Annotated in this window: 13 protein-coding genes; 7 read left to right on the top strand and 6 right to left on the bottom strand. The window is 73.0% G+C overall.

Annotated features, from left to right (window positions below; genetic code table 11):
- Position 1: 1 nt before the first annotated feature.
- Positions 2–2,731, bottom strand: a complete 2,730-nt coding sequence (ppc, locus tag ABZ479_RS14710) for a phosphoenolpyruvate carboxylase (RefSeq protein WP_500461932.1) — start codon at positions 2,729–2,731, stop codon at positions 2–4.
- A 139-nt stretch (positions 2,732–2,870) separates the two neighbouring features.
- On the opposite strand from ppc, the gene ABZ479_RS14715 reads away from it, so the two are divergent.
- Positions 2,871–4,226 carry a sensor histidine kinase gene (locus ABZ479_RS14715; RefSeq protein ID WP_500461933.1) on the top strand — a complete coding sequence of 452 codons (1,356 nt, stop codon included), beginning with the start codon at positions 2,871–2,873 and terminating at the stop codon, positions 4,224–4,226.
- A gap of 651 nt (positions 4,227–4,877) precedes the next feature.
- On the opposite strand, the gene ABZ479_RS14720 is transcribed toward ABZ479_RS14715, so the two are convergent.
- Complete coding sequence (locus ABZ479_RS14720) at positions 4,878–5,357, bottom strand: SUKH-3 domain-containing protein (protein ID WP_500461934.1); 480 nt, start codon at positions 5,355–5,357, stop codon at positions 4,878–4,880.
- A complete protein-coding gene (locus ABZ479_RS14725) occupies positions 5,354–5,848 on the bottom strand; it encodes a YwqJ-related putative deaminase (RefSeq protein WP_499600177.1) in 495 nt (164 codons plus the stop codon). The genes ABZ479_RS14720 and ABZ479_RS14725 overlap by 4 nt, the downstream gene beginning before the upstream one ends.
- Before the next feature lie 504 nt (positions 5,849–6,352).
- Here ABZ479_RS14725 and ABZ479_RS14730 point away from each other — a divergent pair.
- The 3 genes from ABZ479_RS14730 (at position 6,353) to ABZ479_RS14740 (ending at position 10,818) form a co-directional block, all read left to right on the top strand.
- A complete protein-coding gene (locus tag ABZ479_RS14730; RefSeq protein ID WP_500461935.1) occupies positions 6,353–7,339 on the top strand; it encodes an HNH endonuclease in 987 nt (328 codons plus the stop codon).
- Positions 7,340–7,347: 8 nt separating this feature from the next.
- Positions 7,348–9,759, top strand: coding sequence for an SUKH-4 family immunity protein (locus ABZ479_RS14735; protein WP_500461936.1), 2,412 nt, complete (start codon positions 7,348–7,350; stop codon positions 9,757–9,759).
- 90 nt (positions 9,760–9,849) lie between these two features.
- Complete coding sequence (locus ABZ479_RS14740) at positions 9,850–10,818, top strand: cellulose-binding protein (protein ID WP_500461937.1); 969 nt, start codon at positions 9,850–9,852, stop codon at positions 10,816–10,818.
- On the opposite strand, the gene ABZ479_RS14745 is transcribed toward ABZ479_RS14740, so the two are convergent.
- Together ABZ479_RS14745 and ABZ479_RS14750 are read right to left on the bottom strand one after the other, a co-directional pair.
- Complete coding sequence (locus tag ABZ479_RS14745) at positions 10,803–11,387, bottom strand: Uma2 family endonuclease (protein ID WP_500461938.1); 585 nt, start codon at positions 11,385–11,387, stop codon at positions 10,803–10,805. The genes ABZ479_RS14740 and ABZ479_RS14745 overlap by 16 nt on opposite strands.
- Positions 11,388–11,391: 4 nt before the next feature.
- The gene (locus ABZ479_RS14750) at positions 11,392–12,876 is read right to left on the bottom strand and encodes an MDR family MFS transporter (protein ID WP_500461939.1); all 1,485 of its coding nucleotides are present in this window, start codon (positions 12,874–12,876) and stop codon (positions 11,392–11,394) included.
- 369 nt (positions 12,877–13,245) lie between these two features.
- On the opposite strand from ABZ479_RS14750, the gene ABZ479_RS14755 reads away from it, so the two are divergent.
- The 3 genes from ABZ479_RS14755 (at position 13,246) to ABZ479_RS14765 (ending at position 18,123) form a co-directional block, all read left to right on the top strand.
- Positions 13,246–14,034 (top strand): ABC transporter ATP-binding protein, encoded by a 789-nt coding sequence (locus ABZ479_RS14755; protein WP_499512247.1) that lies wholly within the window; start codon positions 13,246–13,248, stop codon positions 14,032–14,034.
- Positions 14,031–16,610, top strand: coding sequence for an ABC transporter permease (locus tag ABZ479_RS14760; RefSeq protein ID WP_500461940.1), 2,580 nt, complete (start codon positions 14,031–14,033; stop codon positions 16,608–16,610). Before ABZ479_RS14755 ends, ABZ479_RS14760 begins: the two co-directional genes overlap by 4 nt.
- Before the next feature lie 697 nt (positions 16,611–17,307).
- Positions 17,308–18,123, top strand: a complete 816-nt coding sequence (locus tag ABZ479_RS14765; RefSeq protein WP_500461941.1) for a hypothetical protein — start codon at positions 17,308–17,310, stop codon at positions 18,121–18,123.
- Between the two features lie 306 nt (positions 18,124–18,429).
- Here ABZ479_RS14765 and ABZ479_RS14770 read toward each other — a convergent pair whose 3' ends face one another.
- The gene (locus tag ABZ479_RS14770; RefSeq protein WP_500461942.1) at positions 18,430–19,110 is read right to left on the bottom strand and encodes a maleylpyruvate isomerase family mycothiol-dependent enzyme; all 681 of its coding nucleotides are present in this window, start codon (positions 19,108–19,110) and stop codon (positions 18,430–18,432) included.
- Positions 19,111–19,537 lie beyond the last annotated feature (427 nt).

Consider the following 19,537-nt stretch of genomic DNA (forward strand, 5'->3'; position numbering starts at 1 on the left):
GTCAGCCGGTGTTGCGCAGGCCGGCCGCCACACCGTTGACCGTCAGCAGCAACGCGCGGGCGAGCAGCGGGTCGGGCTCCTCCCCGCGGGCCGCGGCCTCGCGCTGCCGGTGCAGCAGCGCCACCTGCAGGTACGAGATCGGGTCCAGGTAGGCGTCCCGGATCCGGAAGGTCTGCTGGAGCACCGGCTGCGCGTCCAGCAGCTCCGCCTCACCGGTGATCCGCAGTACCTCGGCGACCGTCAGCTCGTGCTCGGTCTTGATGACGTCGAAGACGTGCTTGAGCTCGTCGGGCACCAGGGTGCCGACGTAGTGCCCGGCGATCCGCAGGTCCGTCTTGGCCAGCGTCATCTCGACGTTGGACAGGAAGTTGCGGAAGAAGTGCCACTGCTCGTACGCCTCGGCGATGTCCGCCTCCCGGCCCGCCTCCCGGGCGGCCTTCAGGCCGGAGCCGACACCGAACCAGCCGGGCACGATCTGCCGCGACTGCGTCCAGCCGAACACCCACGGGATGGCCCGCAGCCCGTCCAGGCCCGCCCCGCTGTCCGGGCGGCGCGAGGGGCGCGAGCCCAGGTGCAGCTCGGCCAGCTGGTCCACCGGCGTGGAGGCGAAGAAGTACGCCGGCAGGTCCGGGTCCTCCACCAGCCGCCGGTACGCGGAGTGCGCGGCCTCGGACACCACGTCCATGGCCGCGTCCCAGCGGGACAGCGCCTCCTCCGACTGGCGGGGCGCGGTGTGCAGCGCCGAGGCCTGCAGCGTGGCCGCGACCGTCAGCTCCAGGTTCTCCCTCGCCAGGGACGGGATCAGGTACTTGTCGGAGATGACCTCGCCCTGCTCGGTCACCTTGATCTCGCCCTCCAGCGTGCCCCACGGCTGCGCCAGGATCGCGTCGTGCGTCGGGCCGCCGCCCCGGCCGACGGTGCCGCCGCGGCCGTGGAAGAGCCGCAGCCGCACCCCGTGACGGTGTGCCACGTCGCGCAGGCTCCGCTGCGCCCGGTGGATCTCCCACTGCGAGGTGGTGATGCCGCCGAACTTGGAGCTGTCGCTGTAGCCGAGCATGACCTCCTGCACGTCCCCGCGGAGCGAGACGAGCTTGCGGTAGGAGGGGTCGGAGAGCATCTCGTCGAGCAGTTTGTCGGCGACCCTCAGCTCGTCGGTGGTCTCCAGCAGCGGCACGATGCCGATCCTGGCGATCCCCGCGTGCAGGTCGACCAGCCCGGCCTCACGGGCCAGCACCGCCGCGGCGAAGACGTCGTCGGAGCCCAGGCACATCGAGATGATGTACGACTCGACGACCTCCGGCCCGAACCGCTCGAACGCCTCCCGCACCGTGTGGAAGACGCCCAGCGTCTTCGCCCCGGCCTCGTCCAGCGGCGCCGGGGACGGCGCCAGCGGACGCCGCGAGCGCAGCTCCTTGGCGAGCAGCCTGCGCCGGTAGTCCCGCGGCATGTCCGCGTACCGCCAGGACTCCTCGCCCAGCCGGTCGAAGAGCTGGCCGAGCGCGTGGTGGTGGGCGTCGGCGTGCTCGCGGACGTCCATCGTGGCGAGCTGCAGGCCGAAGGCGGCCAGCGTGCGGATGGTGCGGTCCAGCCGGCCGTCGGCGATCAGCTCGCCGCGGTTGGCGCGCAGCGAGTCCTGCAGCAGACGCAGGTCGGCCAGGAGGTCCCCGGTGCCCAGGTAGTCCCGGCCGGGTGCGTGCGGCGTGCCGCCCGCCAGCCGGTCCCGGGTGTTGAGCAGCTTCTGCCGGATGCAGGTGGCCTTGAGGCGGTACGGCTCCTCCGCGTTCAGCCGCTTGTAGCGGGGGCTGATCTCCGGGAGGCGCTTCAGGTCCTGCTCCAGGTCGGCCAGCAGCTCGGCCGAGGCGCCGGAGTTGCGGATCGAGTTGGACAACGCCGCGCGCAGGTCGTCGACCAGCTCCAGGGCGTCGGTGATGCCGTGCTCGTGCTGCAGGATCAGGACGTCCCACGTGACCTGCGGGGTCACGTTGGGGTTGCCGTCCCGGTCACCGCCGATCCAGGTGCCGAAGGTCAGCGGCCGGGTCTCCGCGGGCAGCGGCACACCCACCCGCTCCAGCTCGACCGCCAGGTCCTCCAGCACGTCGCCGACCGCGCCGGCGTGCAGTTCGTCCAGGTAGTAGATGGCGTTGCGCGCCTCGTCGGCCGGCTCGGGGCGCACGACCCGCAGCTCGTCGGTCTGCCAGAGCAGGTCGATGTTCTCCGCCAGCCGCAGGTCGCTGCGGCGGCGGTCGCCGCCCGCCGCACCGGACTCGTCCAGCAGGGCGGCGATCACCCGCAGCTTGTTCAGCACGCTGCGGCGGGCCGCCTCGGTCGGGTGGGCGGTGAAGACCGGACGCACGTTCAGGTTGCGCACGGTCTGGCGCAGGTGCTCCGGGTCGGCGTCCTTGAGCAGGTCGGCCGTACGGGCCAGCAGCCCGCCGTCGGCCGCCCGGCGGGACCGCAGCTCACGGCCGCGGTGCACCTGCTCGGTGACGTTCGCGAGGTGGAAGTAGGTGGAGAACGCCCGTACCAGCTTGGCCGCGGTCTCCAGATCGGTCTCGCCGAGGAGGGCGGCGGCGGCCTCGCCGTCGCTGCGGGTCAGCGCCCGCACCCTCTCGACCAGGTCGAGGAGCTCCGGGCCCTCCTGCCGGACGAGCGTCCCGCCGAGGAGATCTCCCAGGCGGCGGATGTCCGCGCGGAGGGGGGCGCTGCCGGTGGTGTTGTCGGCGCTGCTCACAGGTGCGGCTCCTAGTGCAGTGGAATGGTCGGCGGCATTGTCCGGACCGCGCTGTCCGACGGCACAAGGATAGGTCGGGGCCGCCTCCCCGTACGGGGCTGACCGCCAGGCGGACACCGTCGCGTCTAGGCTGGTCCGTATGAGTACGACGGGGGAGTACGTACCGGACGGGGCCGGCGGACGAAGCCGGGGGGCCGCCGGGCCGTGGTGGTGGCCCAGGCGGCGCAGCATGGTGCTCGACGTCTCCCTGGCCTTCGTCTCGGCCGTGGAATGCCTCCTGGAGGGCGCGGCCTTCGCGGAGAAGACCGGGATCTCGCCGGTCGTCACGGGACTGTTCGGCCTGCTGGTCGGATCGGTGCTGGTGCTCCGCAGGCGCTGGCCGGTCCTGGTCGTCCTGGTCTCCATCGCCGTCACGCCCGCCCAGATGGGGATCCTGCTCAGCGTCGTCGGCCTCTACACCCTGGCGGCCTCCGACGTGCCGCGGCGGATCATCGCGGTGCTGTCCGGGATGACCATGCTCGGCATGCTGATCGTCACCTTCCTGGAGATGCACGGTGACCTCGGCGCCGCCGCCTACCACGCCCCGCTGGCCGTGGTCGCCCTCACCTCCGTGCTCGCCGCCGTCGGCGTCACCGCCCCGCCGGTGCTGCTCGGCCTGTACGTCGGCGCCCGGCGCCGCCTCGTGGAGAGCCTGCGGGAGCGGGCGGACGGCCTGGAGCGGGAGCTCTCGCTGCTCGCCGAGACTGCCACGAGTTCAGCGGAGCGCGCCCGCATGGAGGAGCGCACCCGCATCGCGCGCGAGATGCACGACGTCGTCGCGCACCGGGTGAGCCTCATGGTCGTGCACGCGGCCGCGCTCCAGGCCATCGCCGTCAAGGACCCCGAGAAGGCCTCGGCCAGCGCCCAGCTCCTCGGGGACATGGGGCGCCAGGCGCTCAACGAACTGCGCGAGATGCTGGGCGTCCTGCGGACGGAGCCCACGACGGCGGCGCGGGCGGCCGCTTCGGCGGCGGCGTCCCTGTCCGCGGCGTCGGTGGTCCGTGTGGCGGCTGCGGAAACGATTGCGCCCGCGGCGCCGGCCACGGCGGCCGAGGCGGGGGAGGACGAGCAGGGGCCGTGCCTGGCCGAGCTCAGGGGGCTGCTCGACGAGTCGCGGGCCGCGGGGATGGAGGTCGAGCTCACCGTGGAGGGGGAGGAGCGGCCGCTGGCGTCGCGGGTCGAGGCCACGGTCTACCGCGTCGTGCAGGAGGCGCTCACCAACGTGCACAAGCACGCGCCCGGTGCGCGGGCCCGCATCCGCCTCGCCTACCGCGAGGCCGAGGTCGCGGTCCTGGTGCAGAACGGGCCCTCCGGAGGGGCGCCCGCGTTGGTGCTTCCCAGCGGGGGCAACGGGCTGGTCGGCATGAAGGAGCGCGTCACCGCGCTGGGCGGGGGGTTCGCCGCCGGCACGACGCACGAGGGCGGGTTCCGCGTCTCCGCGATGCTTCCCGCGTGAGCGCGGCGCCGGTGGGTGGGTGCGGGTTCGTCTCGCGCCCTTCGGGCGCAAAGCAGCGGGCTGCGGATGGGTGGGTGGGGGCCCGCCTTGTCGGCAGTGCGCGGGTGGGTGGGGGTGCGGGTTCAGGCGCCGGAGCGGGTTGTCTTTCCGGTGGCGGAGGTCTCGTTGCCGTCAGCGGGTATAGATGACCGCTTCCACGCCTACTACCCGTGGTGGGCGCGCCCGCCGTAACCCGCGTCTGCGGATATTTCGAGGTGCTGCCCGCGCGGTCGGCGGGAGATCGGGCTCGCTTTCAGCGGTATATACGTCGGAACGGAGCCCGATCTTTGAGCCGGGCGAGATCGGGCTCGCTTTCAGCGGAATAGCCGTCGGAACAGGGCCCGACGTCGGGGAATTACCCGCAGGCGCCGGTTACGGCGGGCGCGCCACCCACCAAGGGTGGGCGTGGTCACCGGCCATCTGTACCCGCGGAGGGCAACGAGACCGGAGCCGGACGAACAACCCATCCCGCTCCGGCGCCTGAACCCCAACCGAGTACCTGGCCGCACACTGCCGAAGAGAGCACCCCAGCCCTCCCGTCCGCAGCCCGCATCTTTGCGCCCGAAGGGCGCGAGACGCCGGGGCGGCCGAAGACCGGCAGCACCCCGGCGGTCACGTCGTGAGGCGGTGGGGACGCGTGCCCGTCGTGAGGGTGCCGAGGGCCACGTCGATGCTGGCGCCCAGGTAGTAGTCACCGGTGTGGTCGACGCAGTAGACGCGTCCCTCCGCGTCGATCGCGAGCTGCCCGTGGCCCGCCGACTCCTCCCCCAGGGGCGCGACCTCCGTCTCGAGCGCACTGCCCAGGTCGCCGAGCGTGCGCGCCAGGTGCAGCCCGTGGAGCGGGTCGATGTGGACCGTGCTGGGTGCGACGTGGCGGCCGGGGGAGCCCACGGCGGGCACGGTGAGACCGCCGAACTCGGCCCAGGCCTCGACGGCGGCGGGGAAGACGCTGTGCCGGTGGCCGCCGGGGGAGGCGTAGGCGCGGAGCGTGTCGGCCCAGACCTCGGCCTGGCGGATGTCCCAGCGGCCGGGCTGCCAGCCGGCGGAGCGCAGGGCCACGTCGACCCCGACGGGGAAGCGGGTCGAGTTCATTCGGCGCCGGCTCCCGGGTCGAAGGCGCGGACGCCGAAGTGTGCGAGCAGCGCCTGGCAGGAGCGGCAGGGCGGGACGTAGGCGCCGTGTGCGGGGTCGCCGTCCTCGCGTATGTGGCGGGCGGTGAGCTTGGCGCCCTTGAGGGCCTTGCGGGCCTCGCCACTCGTGAGCGGCTTGCGTGCGGCGCGCTTGCTGCGGGCGCCGTCGACGGTCGTGAGGTGGCGGGAGAGCAGCACCGGCTCGGGACATCGCCCCGTGAAGCGCTCACGCTGCGCGACGGGGAGGGCGTCGAGGACGTCCTGGACGAGCGGGTGGAGCGGGGGCGGCTGGTCGGCCTTGACGCCGGTGCAGGTGAGGACCTCGTCCTTGACGGACAGCGCGGCGGCGACCGCGGGCAGGATCCCGTCGCGCCGGTGGCGCAGCACGGGTGGCGGCGGCGCTTCGTCGGCTCCCCAGTTGAGCCGCGGGTCCGCGGCGTCTCTCGTCAGCATCTTCGTACGGCCCTCCGATCCGTCCTCGCGGGGAGGACGTCCCCCTATGTGCGTAAGACTGCCAAACGGACAAGGCGTTACGGAAGTCGGTTGTGAGGTGAGAGGTTTATTTTGTGCCGGATGTCACGGCACTGTGGGGAGATGCGCAACGCAGTCCGATGTGTTACCCGCAGTACCGCTCCTTGCGTTGGCCAGTGGTTCTACGGATAGTAGCGCCGACCTGGAGGGAAAGGGCGCCAAGCCCCCTGAGAACGGCCGGGATTCGACCACCTTCCCTACGGAAGGGATGCGGCGGACGTTCACCGGAACCAGCTTGCGGACGACGCCCACCACGTGTGAAAGGCGGTGCGGCGGGGGCCGCTGCGACGGGTCCGGAGCGCCCTTCCGGGCGGGCGCGCAACCCGCCCGGGCCGCCGCGCACCCGTGACCGGAACCAGCCGAAGCGCCTATTGCCACACCCCATAGGCTGTGCCCAACACCAGATCCAGCATGGGGGCATCGGCAATGACGACAGGTCGGCCCGGGCACCGGGTCGCGCCACCGAACGCGGCCTACGCCGGTCAGATCGTGCACTTCCCGGACCCGGTGCGGCGCGCCCGCCACCCGCAGGGCGTACGCGTGGACGAGCGCGGCTTCCCCGACTTCTCGCCGTACGCGCGCGCGGCGGCGGAGATCGCCGAGCCGCCGGACGGCTTCGGCATCGACGAACTCCGGCTCACCGACTACGTGTCGGCCAACGCCGCCGTGCACGCCACCGGTCACGAGCTGTGGGGCAGCCTGTCCTCCGTCGCCACGCCGCACGGGTGGACCTGGCACCACGTCGCCGGCAGCCGCCGTCTGGAACTGGTCCCCGCCGAGGTCAAGTCGCTGCTGCGGCACCATGGCGGCCTGGCCACCACCGCCTCCGCCGACCACGACAAGCGCGGCACCCGGCCGCTGCAGGAGACCCGGCCGGTCCACTTCGGCCTGCGCAAGGACGGGGTCGCCGTCACCGAACAGCAGGTGCGGGACGTCGAGGAGGAGCTCGGCTACCGGCTGCCCGGCGCCTACCGCACCTTCCTGAAGGCGGCGGGCGGCAGCGCGCCGCGCGGCGTCGCCCTGCTCCCCATGCTGGGACTCCTCGTCGACCAGCCCTTCTTCACCGTGCGGGACGAGGCGGCGGCCAACGACCTCGTCTACGTCAACAAGTGCCTGCGGGACCACCTCACCAAGGACTACCTGGCGATCTCCTACGTCCAGGGCGGTGTGCTCGCCGTGAAGTCGCGCGGTGCCGACCTCGGTTCGATGTGGCTGTGCCCGTACGACGACGTGCGGGACGCCGACGGCGCGTTCGGCTCCACCGAGGAGCGGACCGCCGGGCTGCTGCTGCCCTGCGGCGAGGACTTCGACGCCTTCCTGGCCGCGCTCGCCGGTGACCCGCCGGAGCTGGAGACCGTGGCGAACCTGATGGTGGACGGCGGCTTCGCCCGCGCCGTCCCGGTGGAGGGGTGAGGCAGGACATGGTCACGTTCGCGCAGGCGCAGGAGCGCGCCGAGCGGTGGATCAACGCCGACGTCCCCGCCTACCTCGCACGCGCGGTGCAGGTGCGGGAGTTCGACCGGGGCTTCGTGGTGTGGTCCGAGCCCAGGGACGGCGGTCCGACCTCCGACGACGGGGAGTCCCGCATCGTCATCGCCCGGGACAGCGGCGAGGCCACGCTCTGGCCCGCGCTGCCGGTGGGCGAGGTCATCCGCCGCTGGGAGGAGGTCTACGGCGCCTCGGCCGGCGCGGTCGCGGACGCCGTGCCGGAGCGGCCCCGGCGGGTCGACCTGGAGGCGACGTCCTTCCTGCTGAGCCCGCCGCAGTGGCTGCAGGACGCCGCCGACCGGCTCGGCATCCCCGACCGCCGCGAGGCGCCGGACGCCGCCCCGGCGCCGGTCACGGTCCAGCCGGTCACGACCCAGCCGCCCGCGCCCGCCCCGGTGGCGACCCCGCCGCCCGCCCCGGCCCCCGTCACCACGCCCGGGCCGGCGACGCCCACCCAGCCGTACATCCCGACGCCGACCCCGCCGATGCCGGCCTCGTACGGCGGTGCGCCGACCCCGCCGCCCGCGGCCTGGCGGGAGGCCAACGACAGCCATGGCGCAGGGGCTTCCGTGCCGCCGCCCGCGACCGTGTACGCGCCGCCCATCAGCGACTCGGACGACGCCCACACCCCGCCGCCGATGACGAGCGCCGACGCCAGCACCGAGCGGCTGCCCGGCGTGCCCGAGACCGGGACGCCGCTGCCGCAGCCCGACGCGCGGGGCGGTTACGGCTACCCCGGCGCCGGTGCGGGCGCGCCCCCGCCGCCCCCGCCGGCCCCCGGGCCCGGTGCCTACGGCTACCCGGGCGGCTCGGCCACGCCCCCGCCGCCGGGCCCGCCGCCCTCGCCGTTCGGGGGGCCGGCCGCGGCCCGGCCCGGCCCGCCCCCGCCGCCCCCGGCGCCGGCCACGCCCGTCCGGCCGGCTTCCGGCGACGTGCACCACGCCGCGACGATGCTGTCCCGCCCGGACGGACCGCCCCCGCCGCCCCCGCCGCCGCCCGGACCGGGCCGCGGCGCCGCCGACGTGGCCGCCGCCGAGACCTCCAAGGCGGCCCCTCCCGGGCCGCCCGCGCCCCCGCCCGGACCGGGAGTGCCCGGCACCCCGGCCGCCGGGTACGTGCCCACGCAGCTCGTGCAGGCGCTCCCCGCGAACGACCGGCCCGGCCCGCCGGCACCGCCCGATGCGGCGGCCGGCGACGTGCACCGGGCCGCGACGATGCTGTCCCGCCCGGACGGCGGCGCCGGGGCCGCCGCACCGCCACCCCCTCCGCCGCCCGGACCGGTGGCGGCGGCGCCGCAGCCCGCGGCGTACGGCTACCCCCAGCCGCCGCAGCCCCACGCCCCGACCCCGCCCACCGGGGCGCCCACGGTCGGCCCCGGCTACATGGCCGTGCTCCGCTACCGCGCGCAGGACGGCTCCGAGCAGCAGCTGATCCGCCGCTCCGCACCCGGCACCCCGCACCCGGAGTGGCAGATCCTGCACGAGCTGCGCGCCCTCGGGGTGCCGCCGCAGGCGGTGCTGGAGCTGCACACGGAACTGGAGTCCTGCGACCTGCCGGGCGGCTACTGCGCCCGCATGATCCGCGAGACCTGGCCGCAGGTGCGGATCAGCAGCACCGCCCCGTACGGCAAGGACCACACGAGCCGTCGCGCGGGCGTCCAGCACCTGCTGACCCACCTCGGCGAGCTGCACCAGGTGGCGAGCGCCCCGGCGCACGCCCACCCGCACCGGGTGCCGATGCCCGACCCGCAGCACGTCCAGCGCGTCCCACCGATCCCGCTGGACGCGATCGGGCACGAACTGGCGCAGTCCTTCGGGCCGCAGGGCGTCTTCCGCTTCGACCAGCGGGCGGTCGCCCGCCAGGGCGTGCCGGACCTGGTCGCGCAGACGCTCACCTGGTCCGGGCTGCCGGTGGACTTCGGCCCGTTCTTCTGGGCCCAGGCCCAGCCCGGCCGGCCGGTGCCTACCCTGGCGGAGCTCGCCGCCGAGCGGGGCGTGCAGCCGGCCCCGGACGCGGGTTCGTACCTGGTGATGGGCAATGACTTCGGCCGCCAGCTGTGCGTGCAGTACGGCACGGCGCACATCGTGGCGGTGCCGCTGAAGGCCGGGCCGGGCGGGACGGCGGCGACGCCGCAGTTCGCCAACACCAGCCTGCCGGAGTTCGTCCGCTGCCTGGCGCTGCTCGGGAAGATGTGGCGCTGGCGGCTGGGCCTGACGCCGGAGCAGGCCGGCCGCTGGACGGTCGACTTCCAGAACCAGCTGGCCGCGCTCGACCCGGCGGCGGTCGCCTCGCCCGAGCACTGGTGGCCGGTCCTCATCGAGCAGATGTGGGACGGGATGCTCTAGGGCGTGCCCGTCCCGGCGGCTCCGACCGGCCGGCCACCGGTCGGAGTGTCGCGATATGGGTAAATCGGGCAAATCCCCGAGAATGGGGGTATGAGTACGGCACAGCCCCGCGGCGGCCACGGCCTCGCCACCGTCCGTGGCCGCGGGTACCGCACCGAACAGGTCGACCGCTTCCTGGAGGAGCTGTCCGAGGACCGCGACGCCGCCTGGGAGCGGGCCGCGCGGCTCACGGTCCTGGCCGGCGAGATGAGCGCGGAGTGCGCGGCTCTGCGCGACGTGGTCTCCACGCTCTCCCCGCCCACCTACGAGTCCCTCGGGAAGGGCGCGCTGGACCTGCTGCGGCTGGTCGAGGAGGAGGCCACCTCCGTCCGCGAGCAGGCCGAGGAGGAGGCCCGGCACGCGCACGACGCGGCCGAGGCCGCCCGCCGCACCCTCATGGACGAGGCCCGCGCGGCCGCCCACGCCCGGCGCGTCGGCGGGGACGAGCACGCCGAGCAGCTGCTGGAGCGCTCCCGCACCGATGCCGGGCGGGTGCTCGGCGAGGCCCGGGAAGAGGCCGGCCGGGTCCGCGACGAGGCCGCCCGCGAACTCGACGCCGCCCGGCGGGAGAGCGAACACACGCTCGCCGAACTGGAGAAGGACCACCGCGAGCGCTTCGACACCCAGGAGCACGAACTCGCCGAGGGCGAGGCCGGGGTCGACTCCCGTACGGCCGAACTCACCTCCTACGCCGAGGCCATGGTCGACGACGCCCGCCGGGCCCTGGCGGAGACCGAGGAGGCCGCCCGGCGCCGCCAGGAGGAGGCCGACGCCACCGCCGCGGAACTCCTCGCCCAGGCCCGGGTACGGGAGGAGCGCATCCGGCTCGCCGCGGAACGCGAACTGCGCGAGCACGAGGTCCGCCGGGAGGAGATCCGCGAGCACCTCGCCCACGTCCGCAGCAGCCTCGCCGCCCTGACCGGCCGCGAGGTCCCCGATACCGGGACCGAGGACGAACCGGGGCCCACCGCCCCCGACCTGCCCGCCCCCGCACCCGGGGACGATCAGGAACCGTCGTAGGCGGGGAACTCCCCGCTGTCCACGACCCACGGCCCCACGGCGACGGCGTCCCCGAAGGCGTAGTCGTGGCGTGCCCGGTACCGGGGGCCGTCGTCGCCGGGCGACGGTCCCGGATCGGAGAGCACGGCCGGCGTCTTGTCGCGCGGGTCGATGATCAGGTACAGCGGGATCCCCATGGCGGGGTAGTCCCGGGTCTTCTCGCGGTAGTCGTTCTCCGGGTTGGACGTGGACACGACCTCGGCGACCAGGGCGACGTCGGCGGGGTCGAGGAACCCGGGGGTGTCGAGGGCCTGTTCGGCCACGACGACGAGGTCAGGGCGGCGCATGCGCCCTATGGCGGGCGCCTCGATCTCGGGACCGCTGTGGGCCACGTGACCGGACCAGTCCGGATCGCCGGCCATCTGCCGCTCGATCTGCCGTCGCAACCGCATGGCGATCAGCTCGTGCCGGTTGACCGGCGGCATCATCAGCGTGATGACACCCTCACCGATCTCTACGGCCCAGACGTCCTCGCGCCCCATCAGCTCGCCGGCGACGGCCCGCATGCGCGCGTAGGTCTTCGCGTCCACGGCGTCACCGTACCGCCGGGTCCTCCTCCAGGACCGGGAAGCGGCGGGGGGCCACCAGGAGGACGGCGGCCAGGGACAGGACCGCCGCGACGGCCGCGCCAACGTAGACGTGGTTGACCGCCGCCGCGACCGCGCGGCGCACGTGGTCGTCGAGGTGGGCGGCCCCGGCGATCGAGTCGAGGTCGGTGCCGGAGCCGTGCAGCCGGGAGGCGAGGGTGGCGTTGGCGACGGCGCCGAAGACGGCCGCGCCCACGCTCTGGCCGACCTGGCGGCAGAAGAGGATCGACGAGGTGGCGGTGGCGCGTTCGCTCCACGGGACGGTGGACTGGACGCCGACGATCAGCGGGAGCTGGAAGAGGCCGAGGGCCGCACCGAGGGCCAGCATCACCAGGGTGGGCTGCCAGGCCGGACCGGCGTACGGGAGCATCACCAGAACGACGAGGACGACGGTCGCGGCCGCCATGCCCAGGGCGGCGGTGTTGCGGAAGCCGATGCGCAGGTAGACGCGGTTGCTGAGGGCCGCGGACAGCGGCCAGCTGAGCGTCATCACCGACAGCACGAAGCCCGCCGCGATCGGCCCGAGCCCGAGCACGGTCTGGGCGTACGTCGGGAGGAAGACCGTCGGGGCCACCATCAGGACGCCGAGCATGCCCAGGGCCAGGTTGACGGCGACGATCACCCGGCGCCGCCAGACCCAGCCGGGGATGATCGGCTCGGCGGCGCGGCGCTCCGCCCACACGGTCAGGGCGCCCGTCACGAGGCTGCCGCCGAGCAGCCACCACCGGGCCGCCCCGCCCTGCACGAGGCCGGTGATCAGCAGTCCGCCGGAGAGGAAGAGCAGCACCGCGCCGGGCCAGTCGACCCGGTGCCGGGTCCGCTCGGCGACCCGTTCGCGCAGGTGACGGGAGATGAGCAGCAGTGCGACCGCGCCGATGGGCAGGTTGATCAGGAAGATCCAGCGCCAGCTGGCGTACCCGGCGAACAGCCCGCCGCACAGCGGCCCGAGGACGGCGGAGACCGCCCAGACCGTGGAGATCGCCGCCTGGATGCGGCCGCGCTCCTTCAGCGGGTACAGGTCGGCGGCGATCGTCTGCACCGTCCCCTGGATGGCGCCGCCGCCGAGCCCCTGCACGATGCGGAAGGCGATCAGGCCGGCCATGTTCCAGGCCCCGGCGCACAGCAGGGAGCCCAGCAGGAAGATCCCGATGCCGGTCAGCAGCACGGGCTTGCGCCCGAAGGTGTCGGCGAGCTTGCCGTAGACCGGGAGGGTCACCGTGACCGCGAGCAGGTAGCCGGAGAAGAGCCAGGAGAAGACGGAGAAGCCGCCCAGCTCGCCGACGATCTGCGGCACCGCGGTGGAGATGATCGTGGAGTCCATCGCCGCCAGCGCCATGGCCAGCATCAGTGCGGCGACGACGGGGCCGCGCCGAGGCGGCCCGTCGGCGGACGCCGCGGCGGCGGCGGTCGCGGTCTGCTCGGTGCGCTCCACGGGACCCCCCTGGTGTGTGTACGACACACGATTTCATGCCCGTCCCCCGCGCGGACAGGGGGTTCCCGCAGGCCGGACGGCGGGGCTTGAACCTCCCGCGACCGGAGGGTGCAGTCTCGACCCCGAGCCGGGGTCCGCCGAAAGGTGCAGACCCCCTAGGGGTCCCACCCGACTTTCTCCTACCCCCGGTTCGTACCGGCGGAGGACGAGGGGGCCCTCCTGGGCTCCCTAGCCTTCTGGTGGGGCTAACCCCCGGGCCGATACGGAGACCCGCACCATCGTTCCGGCCCCCTCCCCGAAGCCAGTCTTGGTACACGACGAAGCCCGCCCGGCGACGGCGGCGACCACCACCCGAACAGGAGCAGACCAGTGACAACGGCAGTATCGATTCCCAAGTCCGGGGGCAGCGGAGAACGTACGGCCGTGGCCGCCCGGGCCCGTCAGGTCACCAAGGCGTACGGCTCGGGCGAGACCCGGGTCGTGGCCCTCGACGCGGTCGACGTCGACATCGACCGCGGCCGCTTCACCGCGATCATGGGGCCGTCCGGCTCCGGCAAGTCGACCCTGATGCACTGCCTCGCCGGTCTCGACACGGTGACCGACGGCAGGATCTGGGTCGGTGAGACCGAGATCACCAAGCTGAAGGACAAGAAGCTCACCCAGCTGCGCCGGGACAAGATCGGCTTCATCTTCCAGGCCTTCAACCTGCTGCCGACCCTCAACGCGGCCGAGAACATCACGCTGCCCATGGACATCGCCGGCCGCAAGGCCGACCCCCAGTGGCTGCAGCGCGTCGTGGAGACCGTCGGTCTGGCAGGCCGCCTCAAGCACCGGCCCGGCCAGCTCTCCGGCGGCCAGCAGCAGCGCGTCGCCGTGGCCCGCGCCCTGGCCGCCCGGCCGGAGATCATCTTCGGCGACGAGCCGACCGGCAACCTCGACTCGCGCGCCGGCGCCGAGATCCTCGGCTTCCTGCGCCGCTCGGTCGACGAACTCGGCCAGACCATCGTCATGGTGACGCACGACCCGGTCGCCGCCTCCTACGCCGACCGCGTCCTCTACCTCGCCGACGGCCGGATCGTCGACGAGATGCGGGACCCGACCGCCGACTCCGTCCTGGAGCGCATGAAGGACTTCGACGCGCGCGGGAGGACGTCGTGACCGTCGTCAAGACCTCGATGCGCAACTTCGTCGCGCACAAGGGACGCATGGCGCTGTCCGCCATCGCCGTCCTGCTGTCGGTGGGCTTCGTCTGCGGCACGCTCGTCTTCACCGACACCATGACCTCCACCTTCGACAAGCTCTTCGCCGCCACCGCGTCGGACGTCACGGTCACGCCCAAGGGCGCGCCCAGCGACGACCAGATGCAGATGACCACCAAGGCGGCCACCGTGCCCGCCGCCACGGTCGAACGGCTGAAGGAGGTCGAGGGCGTCGAGTCCGCGACCGGAGAGGCCGGCAGCCAGACGCTCACCGTCACCGACGCCGCCGGCGACAACCTCGGCCCGACCTCCGGCGCCCCCACCATCGCCACCAACTGGGACTCCACCGAGCTGCGTTCGGTCGACGTCACCTCCGGCCACGCCCCGCGCGGTCCCACCGAGGTGATGGTCGACGCCGACACCGCCGACAAGAAGCACCTCGAACTGGGCGACGAGCTGCGGGTCATCGCCATCCCCGGCGAGTTCCACGCCCGGATCACCGGCATCGCCACCTTCAAGGTCACCAACCCCGGTGCGGCGATCTTCTACTTCGACACCGCCACCACCCAGACCAAACTGCTCGGCGCCAAGGACGTCTTCACCAGCGTCGGCGTGACCGCGAAGCCCGGCGTCACCGACGAGCAGCTGAAGAAGGACGTCACCGCCGCCCTCGGCTCCACCGCCGGCTACAAGGTGCAGACGCAGGCCGAGTGGACCGCCGAGAACCAGAAGGATATCGCCGGCTTCCTCGACGTCATCAAGTACGCGATGCTCGGCTTCGCCGGGATCGCCGTCCTCGTCGGGATCTTCCTGATCGTCAACACCTTCTCGATGCTGGTCGCCCAGCGCACCCGCGAGATCGGCCTGATGCGAGCCATCGGCGCGAGCCGCCGCCAGGTCAACCGCTCGGTGCTGGTCGAGGCGCTGCTCCTCGGCGTGGTGGGCTCCGTCCTCGGCATCGGCGGCGGCGTCGGGCTCGCCGTCCTGCTCATGAACCTCATGGGCAGCGCGGGTATGAACCTCGACACCTCCTCCCTGACGGTCAAGGCATCCACCCCGGTCATCGGGCTCGTCCTCGGCGTCGTGGTGACCGTCCTCGCCGCCTACCTGCCCGCCCGGCGGGCCGGCAAGGTCTCCCCGATGGCCGCGCTGCGCGACGCCGGGACCCCCGCCGACGCCCGGGCCGGGAAGGTGCGCGCCGCGATCGGCCTGGTCCTCACCCTCACCGGTGCCGCCGCCCTGCTCGCCGCCGTCCAGGCCACCAAGGCCGCGGAGGGCTCGATGTTCCTCGGTCTCGGCATCCTGCTCACCCTGGTCGGCTTCGTGGTCGTCGGCCCGCTGCTGGCCGGCGTCGTCGTCCGGATGATCAGCGCGGGCGTCCTGCGGGTCTTCGGCCCGGTCGGCCGCCTCGCCGAGCGCAACGCGCTGCGCAACCCGCGGCGCACCGGCGCCACCGCCGCCGCCCTCATGATCGGCCTCGCGCTCGTCGCCGCCCTCTCCGTGGTCGGCTCCTCCATGGTGGCCTCGGCGACCGACCAGCTCGACAAGTCGGTCGGCGCGGACTTCATCATCGCCTCCGACAGCGGCCAGCCGATCACCCCGCAGATCGAGCAGGCGATCAAGGCCGCGCCTGACCTCGCCCACGTCACCGACTACAAGTCCCTCGACGTGAAGCTCACCGCCCCCGACGGGTCGGTGTCCGACACCTCCCTGTCCGCCGCGGACCCGACGTACGCCCAGGACCTGCAGGTCAACACGGTCGCCGGCGAGCTGTCGGCCGCGTACGGGGCCAACGCGATGTCGGTCGGCGAGGGCTACGCCGACAAGCACAAGGTCAAGCTCGGCGACAAGCTCTCCGTCCGCTTCGAGCACGGCGACACCGCCACGCTGACGGTCGCCGCCATCACCTCCGCGGACACCGTCTTCGACCAGGGCGCGATGTACACCAACATCACGACCGCGGCGCGCTACGTCCCGGCCGACCGGATGCCGATCAACGACATCATGTTCGCCGCCGCGAAGGACGGGCGGCAGGACGCGGCCTACGCGGGCCTGAAGAAGGCGCTGCACGACTTCCCGCAGGTCCAGGTCCGCAACCAGGCCGACTACAAGGACATGCTCAAGGACCAGATCGGCCAGCTGCTCAACCTGATCTACGGCCTGCTGGCCCTGGCGATCATCGTCGCGATCCTGGGCGTCGTGAACACCCTCGCCCTGTCGGTGGTCGAGCGCACCCGGGAGATCGGCCTCATGCGGGCGATCGGCATGTCGCGGCGGCAGCTGCGGCGCATGATCCGCCTGGAGTCGATCGTCATCGCCCTCTTCGGCGCGGTGCTCGGCCTCGGGCTCGGCATGGGCTGGGGCGCCTCCGCCCAGCAGCTGCTGGCGCTCCAGGGGCTCGGGATCCTGGAGATCCCCTGGCCGACGATCATCACGGTCTTCATCGGCTCCGCCTTCGTCGGGCTCGTCGCGGCGCTGGTGCCGGCGTTCCGGGCGGGCCGGATGAACGTGCTGGGCGCGATCGCCACGGAGTAGGCCTGACGGCCTGGCCCCGGGTCCGCCTCGTGCGTGCCCGGGGCCGCTGTCGTGTGCGGGTTGTTTTGTGGTTGCTGTTGGGGGCTTTTTCCCACCCTCCCGCCCGATTGCCCGGCGCGATTGGTGCGGGTCTCGCACCTCGTTGTGGGGTCGGGGCCGCGCCGGCGCACGTCCTCAACGCTCGCGGTTTACCCCAACATCATTCGGCACCGCGTCCGCCGCTCGTCGTTTCCGGGCGCACCCCGACACACCCCCTCCCGTCGTATGGGCGCACAACGGCCGGTGGGGGTGTCAGGACGCGATCCGGGGCACCCCGAACGGTCTCTGACCCCCACCGGGTGCGCCGCCAGTAGTGCACCGGCCATCCGTCGCCTTCCAGGAAACGGACCCGCGTCAGCAGCGTGACCTGCCCGTCGGGGTGCTTGAACTTCACGAACAAGACCCTGACCACCGGGAGGACCATGACGACGGCGACGGCAACACGTGGCCGGTCCAGCCGGAGGAGCGGGAGGGTGCGGCGTGACGACAAGCCCCTGGGCGGAGTTGCCTCCGCGCTGGCCGTGATCGTGAAGCACGGCGACATGTCCGCGACGGTGCGCTCGGGAGGGCGCACGCCTCCTGGCACCCCGGACCGGACACCGGGTGCCCGCGGCGAAAACCAGCAGCGATCCCGGAACGACGGCACTAGTTTGACGCGATGCTTCCGATCCGCTTCGACGCCACCAAAGGCGACGGGGTTCATGTCTTCCACTACCTCCCCACCCTCGGAACGCCCGTAACACGCAACTGGCCCGGGCTGTTCGGGGAGTGGCCCGAGGAGCGAACGCCCTTCACCGAATGGGCCGTGAACAACAACATGGAAGAGGTCGCGGTCTACCTGGGCCTCGTCTGGCGCCTCACGGCCGGCCTCCGGCGCTTCGCCATCCCGGCCTACTATCGCGAGGATGCCGAGCGCGCCCTGGGGCAAACGCCCCTGCTCGTCGACTGGGAGTACGAGATCGACGCGGAGGGTCTCACCCCGGCCGCGCGCGACAAGGGTTTCGTCAGGGCACGCTCGGCGGTGACTCCACGGCCGGTGCCCGGCCGCGACGGCCGCTGCGACAGCGCGTGCGCCGGGCTGTTCCCCGTGGCGGCGCCACGGGACCTGGTCTCCCTGCTCCATGCGGTGATCTTCGACGCCTCGTCGGAGATCTCGGTCTTCGCTGTCGCGCCAGGTGCCGAACGGCTCGGCCGGCTGACGCAGGCCCTGCGCCGGGACCGCCCGCCCACTCTTGCGGGGCTCCTCCAGGAAGGTGAGGTGTTCGTGGACCTCACGATCGGCTCGGACGTCGGGCAGTACGACTCCATCATGGTGGCCTCGCCCACCGACATCGGGGAGCGGGTCGACGCCCTGGTGGCGGACTGCGCGCTCAGGATCACCGCGTACGAGAGCCGTGTGGACGCGTTCACGGGTGTCCCGGACTTCCTGCGGGAGATGCCGCGGCTCGCCGGGGTGGTTCTGAACGACTCCTGATCCGCCTGGCACCGGGGCAGGTCACCGCCTTCCTGCCGAAGCCGGCCACGCTGCCCGGCGCGGTCCTTGCCGGATCGGCTGGAGCCGGTTGATCAGAGGCTGACGCGGACGTGGGCGGACCCTGACCTCCAGCGTTTGTGCAGGCTGGCCGATGCCGCGACCTGACCGACCGGCGGACATTAGGACACCGGCCCCCACAGAGCAGCACTAGGTGCACCACCGCCGACCGGTGCTTGCGTCGCCGGCCGCAGCAGGCTTCGCCGGATGATCAAGGAAGACGACCAGCCTTCGGAGGGCTGACCTGCATCAGGACAGAAGCGGAAACCGCGCTGCAGAACGGCCGAGCACCCTGCGCTCGCTCTCGCTCAGTCCTCGTCGTCCCGTCGCCACCGCCAGGAACGTCAGGTCGTCCCAGTCCAAAGGTGCTGGAACTTGTTGCTGAAGGAGTGATTCGAAGACAGGCCGCATGACCTGCGACGCAGACGGCACCGTCCATGCGGGCCGTCCCAGCGTCAATGCGATGTCCAGGCCGTGAGCCGCGACTGAGACGACCCGGGTCAGCACCCATTCCTCCAGGCGCATCGCCCCTTTGCCGGAGATCGACACCACACGGTTCAGGTCGTCCCCGCCCAAAGTGGTGAGCGTGTCCAGCGTCACCTCTTCGAACCATGACACCGCAGAAGTCGCGGTCAGTACCCTCGCCGCGAACTGCTGAGTCTGCTCCACATTCCGCTGGCGGTAGTCCGAGGTGGCCCGCTCTGGCTGGCGATAGTAGTCGGACGCGCTCATGAGGCCTCCAACAGCCTCAGCCGTGGGGAGCGGACCGTTCAGTCCGAGACTCGCCCCGATGTGCACGACCAGCTCCTGCAGGTCCCACGGAGGGCAGTTGGTCGGCCGACCCCAGTCTTCGGTGCCGAGCTCCCGCAACACCGCAGAAAGCGCCCGGCTCTCCTCGCTCAGGGCCGTCAGCGCCACTCGTTCGACCATTCAGATCCTCCGGCACGCCTCTTGCCCGGGCTGTCCACGCTGATCTTGTCAGACGCGCTCCCGCCGTCCTGCCGGTCGGGAGTCATCAGGCCGAACACCTGACAGCTGGAGACAACCAGCGCCACGCTTCCGCTTCGGCTTGGCCCCGGCTGGGTTGCGTCCTGGGAGGGGGTGTGGCGTGGCGGGCCCATGGGGGTCCCCCGGCCGGAGGGCGGGGGAGAGACCACGACCCCGGCCACGGACAACCCGCACAGGGACCCGGGCCCCGCAAGGCGCGGCCCCCGTGGGGGCAGGGCGGGGGAGCACGGGACACGACCCCGGGAAGGATGCGGCACCGGGTGTCCGCGGAGCGTCGTACGCTGGGACACCCCGGCCCGTTCCACGCGTCGGGCTGTTCGCGTTGCCCCGCCTGTCTGCCTCTGGGACG

It is taken from the genome of Streptomyces sp. NPDC005722, from assembly GCF_040630935.1.
Taxonomy (GTDB): domain Bacteria; phylum Actinomycetota; class Actinomycetes; order Streptomycetales; family Streptomycetaceae; genus Actinacidiphila.

Bases quoted from the DNA above. Each gene is read 5' to 3' on its own strand.
- ABZ479_RS14715 (WP_500461933.1), top strand. From the start codon at position 2,871: ATGAGTACGACGGGGGAGTACGTACCGGACGGGGCCGGCGGACGAAGC.
- ABZ479_RS14720 (WP_500461934.1), bottom strand. From the start codon at position 5,357: ATGAACTCGACCCGCTTCCCCGTCGGGGTCGACGTGGCCCTGCGCTCC.
- ABZ479_RS14725 (WP_499600177.1), bottom strand. From the start codon at position 5,848: ATGCTGACGAGAGACGCCGCGGACCCGCGGCTCAACTGGGGAGCCGAC.
- ABZ479_RS14730 (WP_500461935.1), top strand. From the start codon at position 6,353: ATGACGACAGGTCGGCCCGGGCACCGGGTCGCGCCACCGAACGCGGCC.
- ABZ479_RS14735 (WP_500461936.1), top strand. From the start codon at position 7,348: ATGGTCACGTTCGCGCAGGCGCAGGAGCGCGCCGAGCGGTGGATCAAC.
- ABZ479_RS14740 (WP_500461937.1), top strand. From the start codon at position 9,850: ATGAGTACGGCACAGCCCCGCGGCGGCCACGGCCTCGCCACCGTCCGT.
- ABZ479_RS14765 (WP_500461941.1), top strand. From the start codon at position 17,308: ATGCTTCCGATCCGCTTCGACGCCACCAAAGGCGACGGGGTTCATGTC.
- ABZ479_RS14770 (WP_500461942.1), bottom strand. From the start codon at position 19,110: ATGGTCGAACGAGTGGCGCTGACGGCCCTGAGCGAGGAGAGCCGGGCG.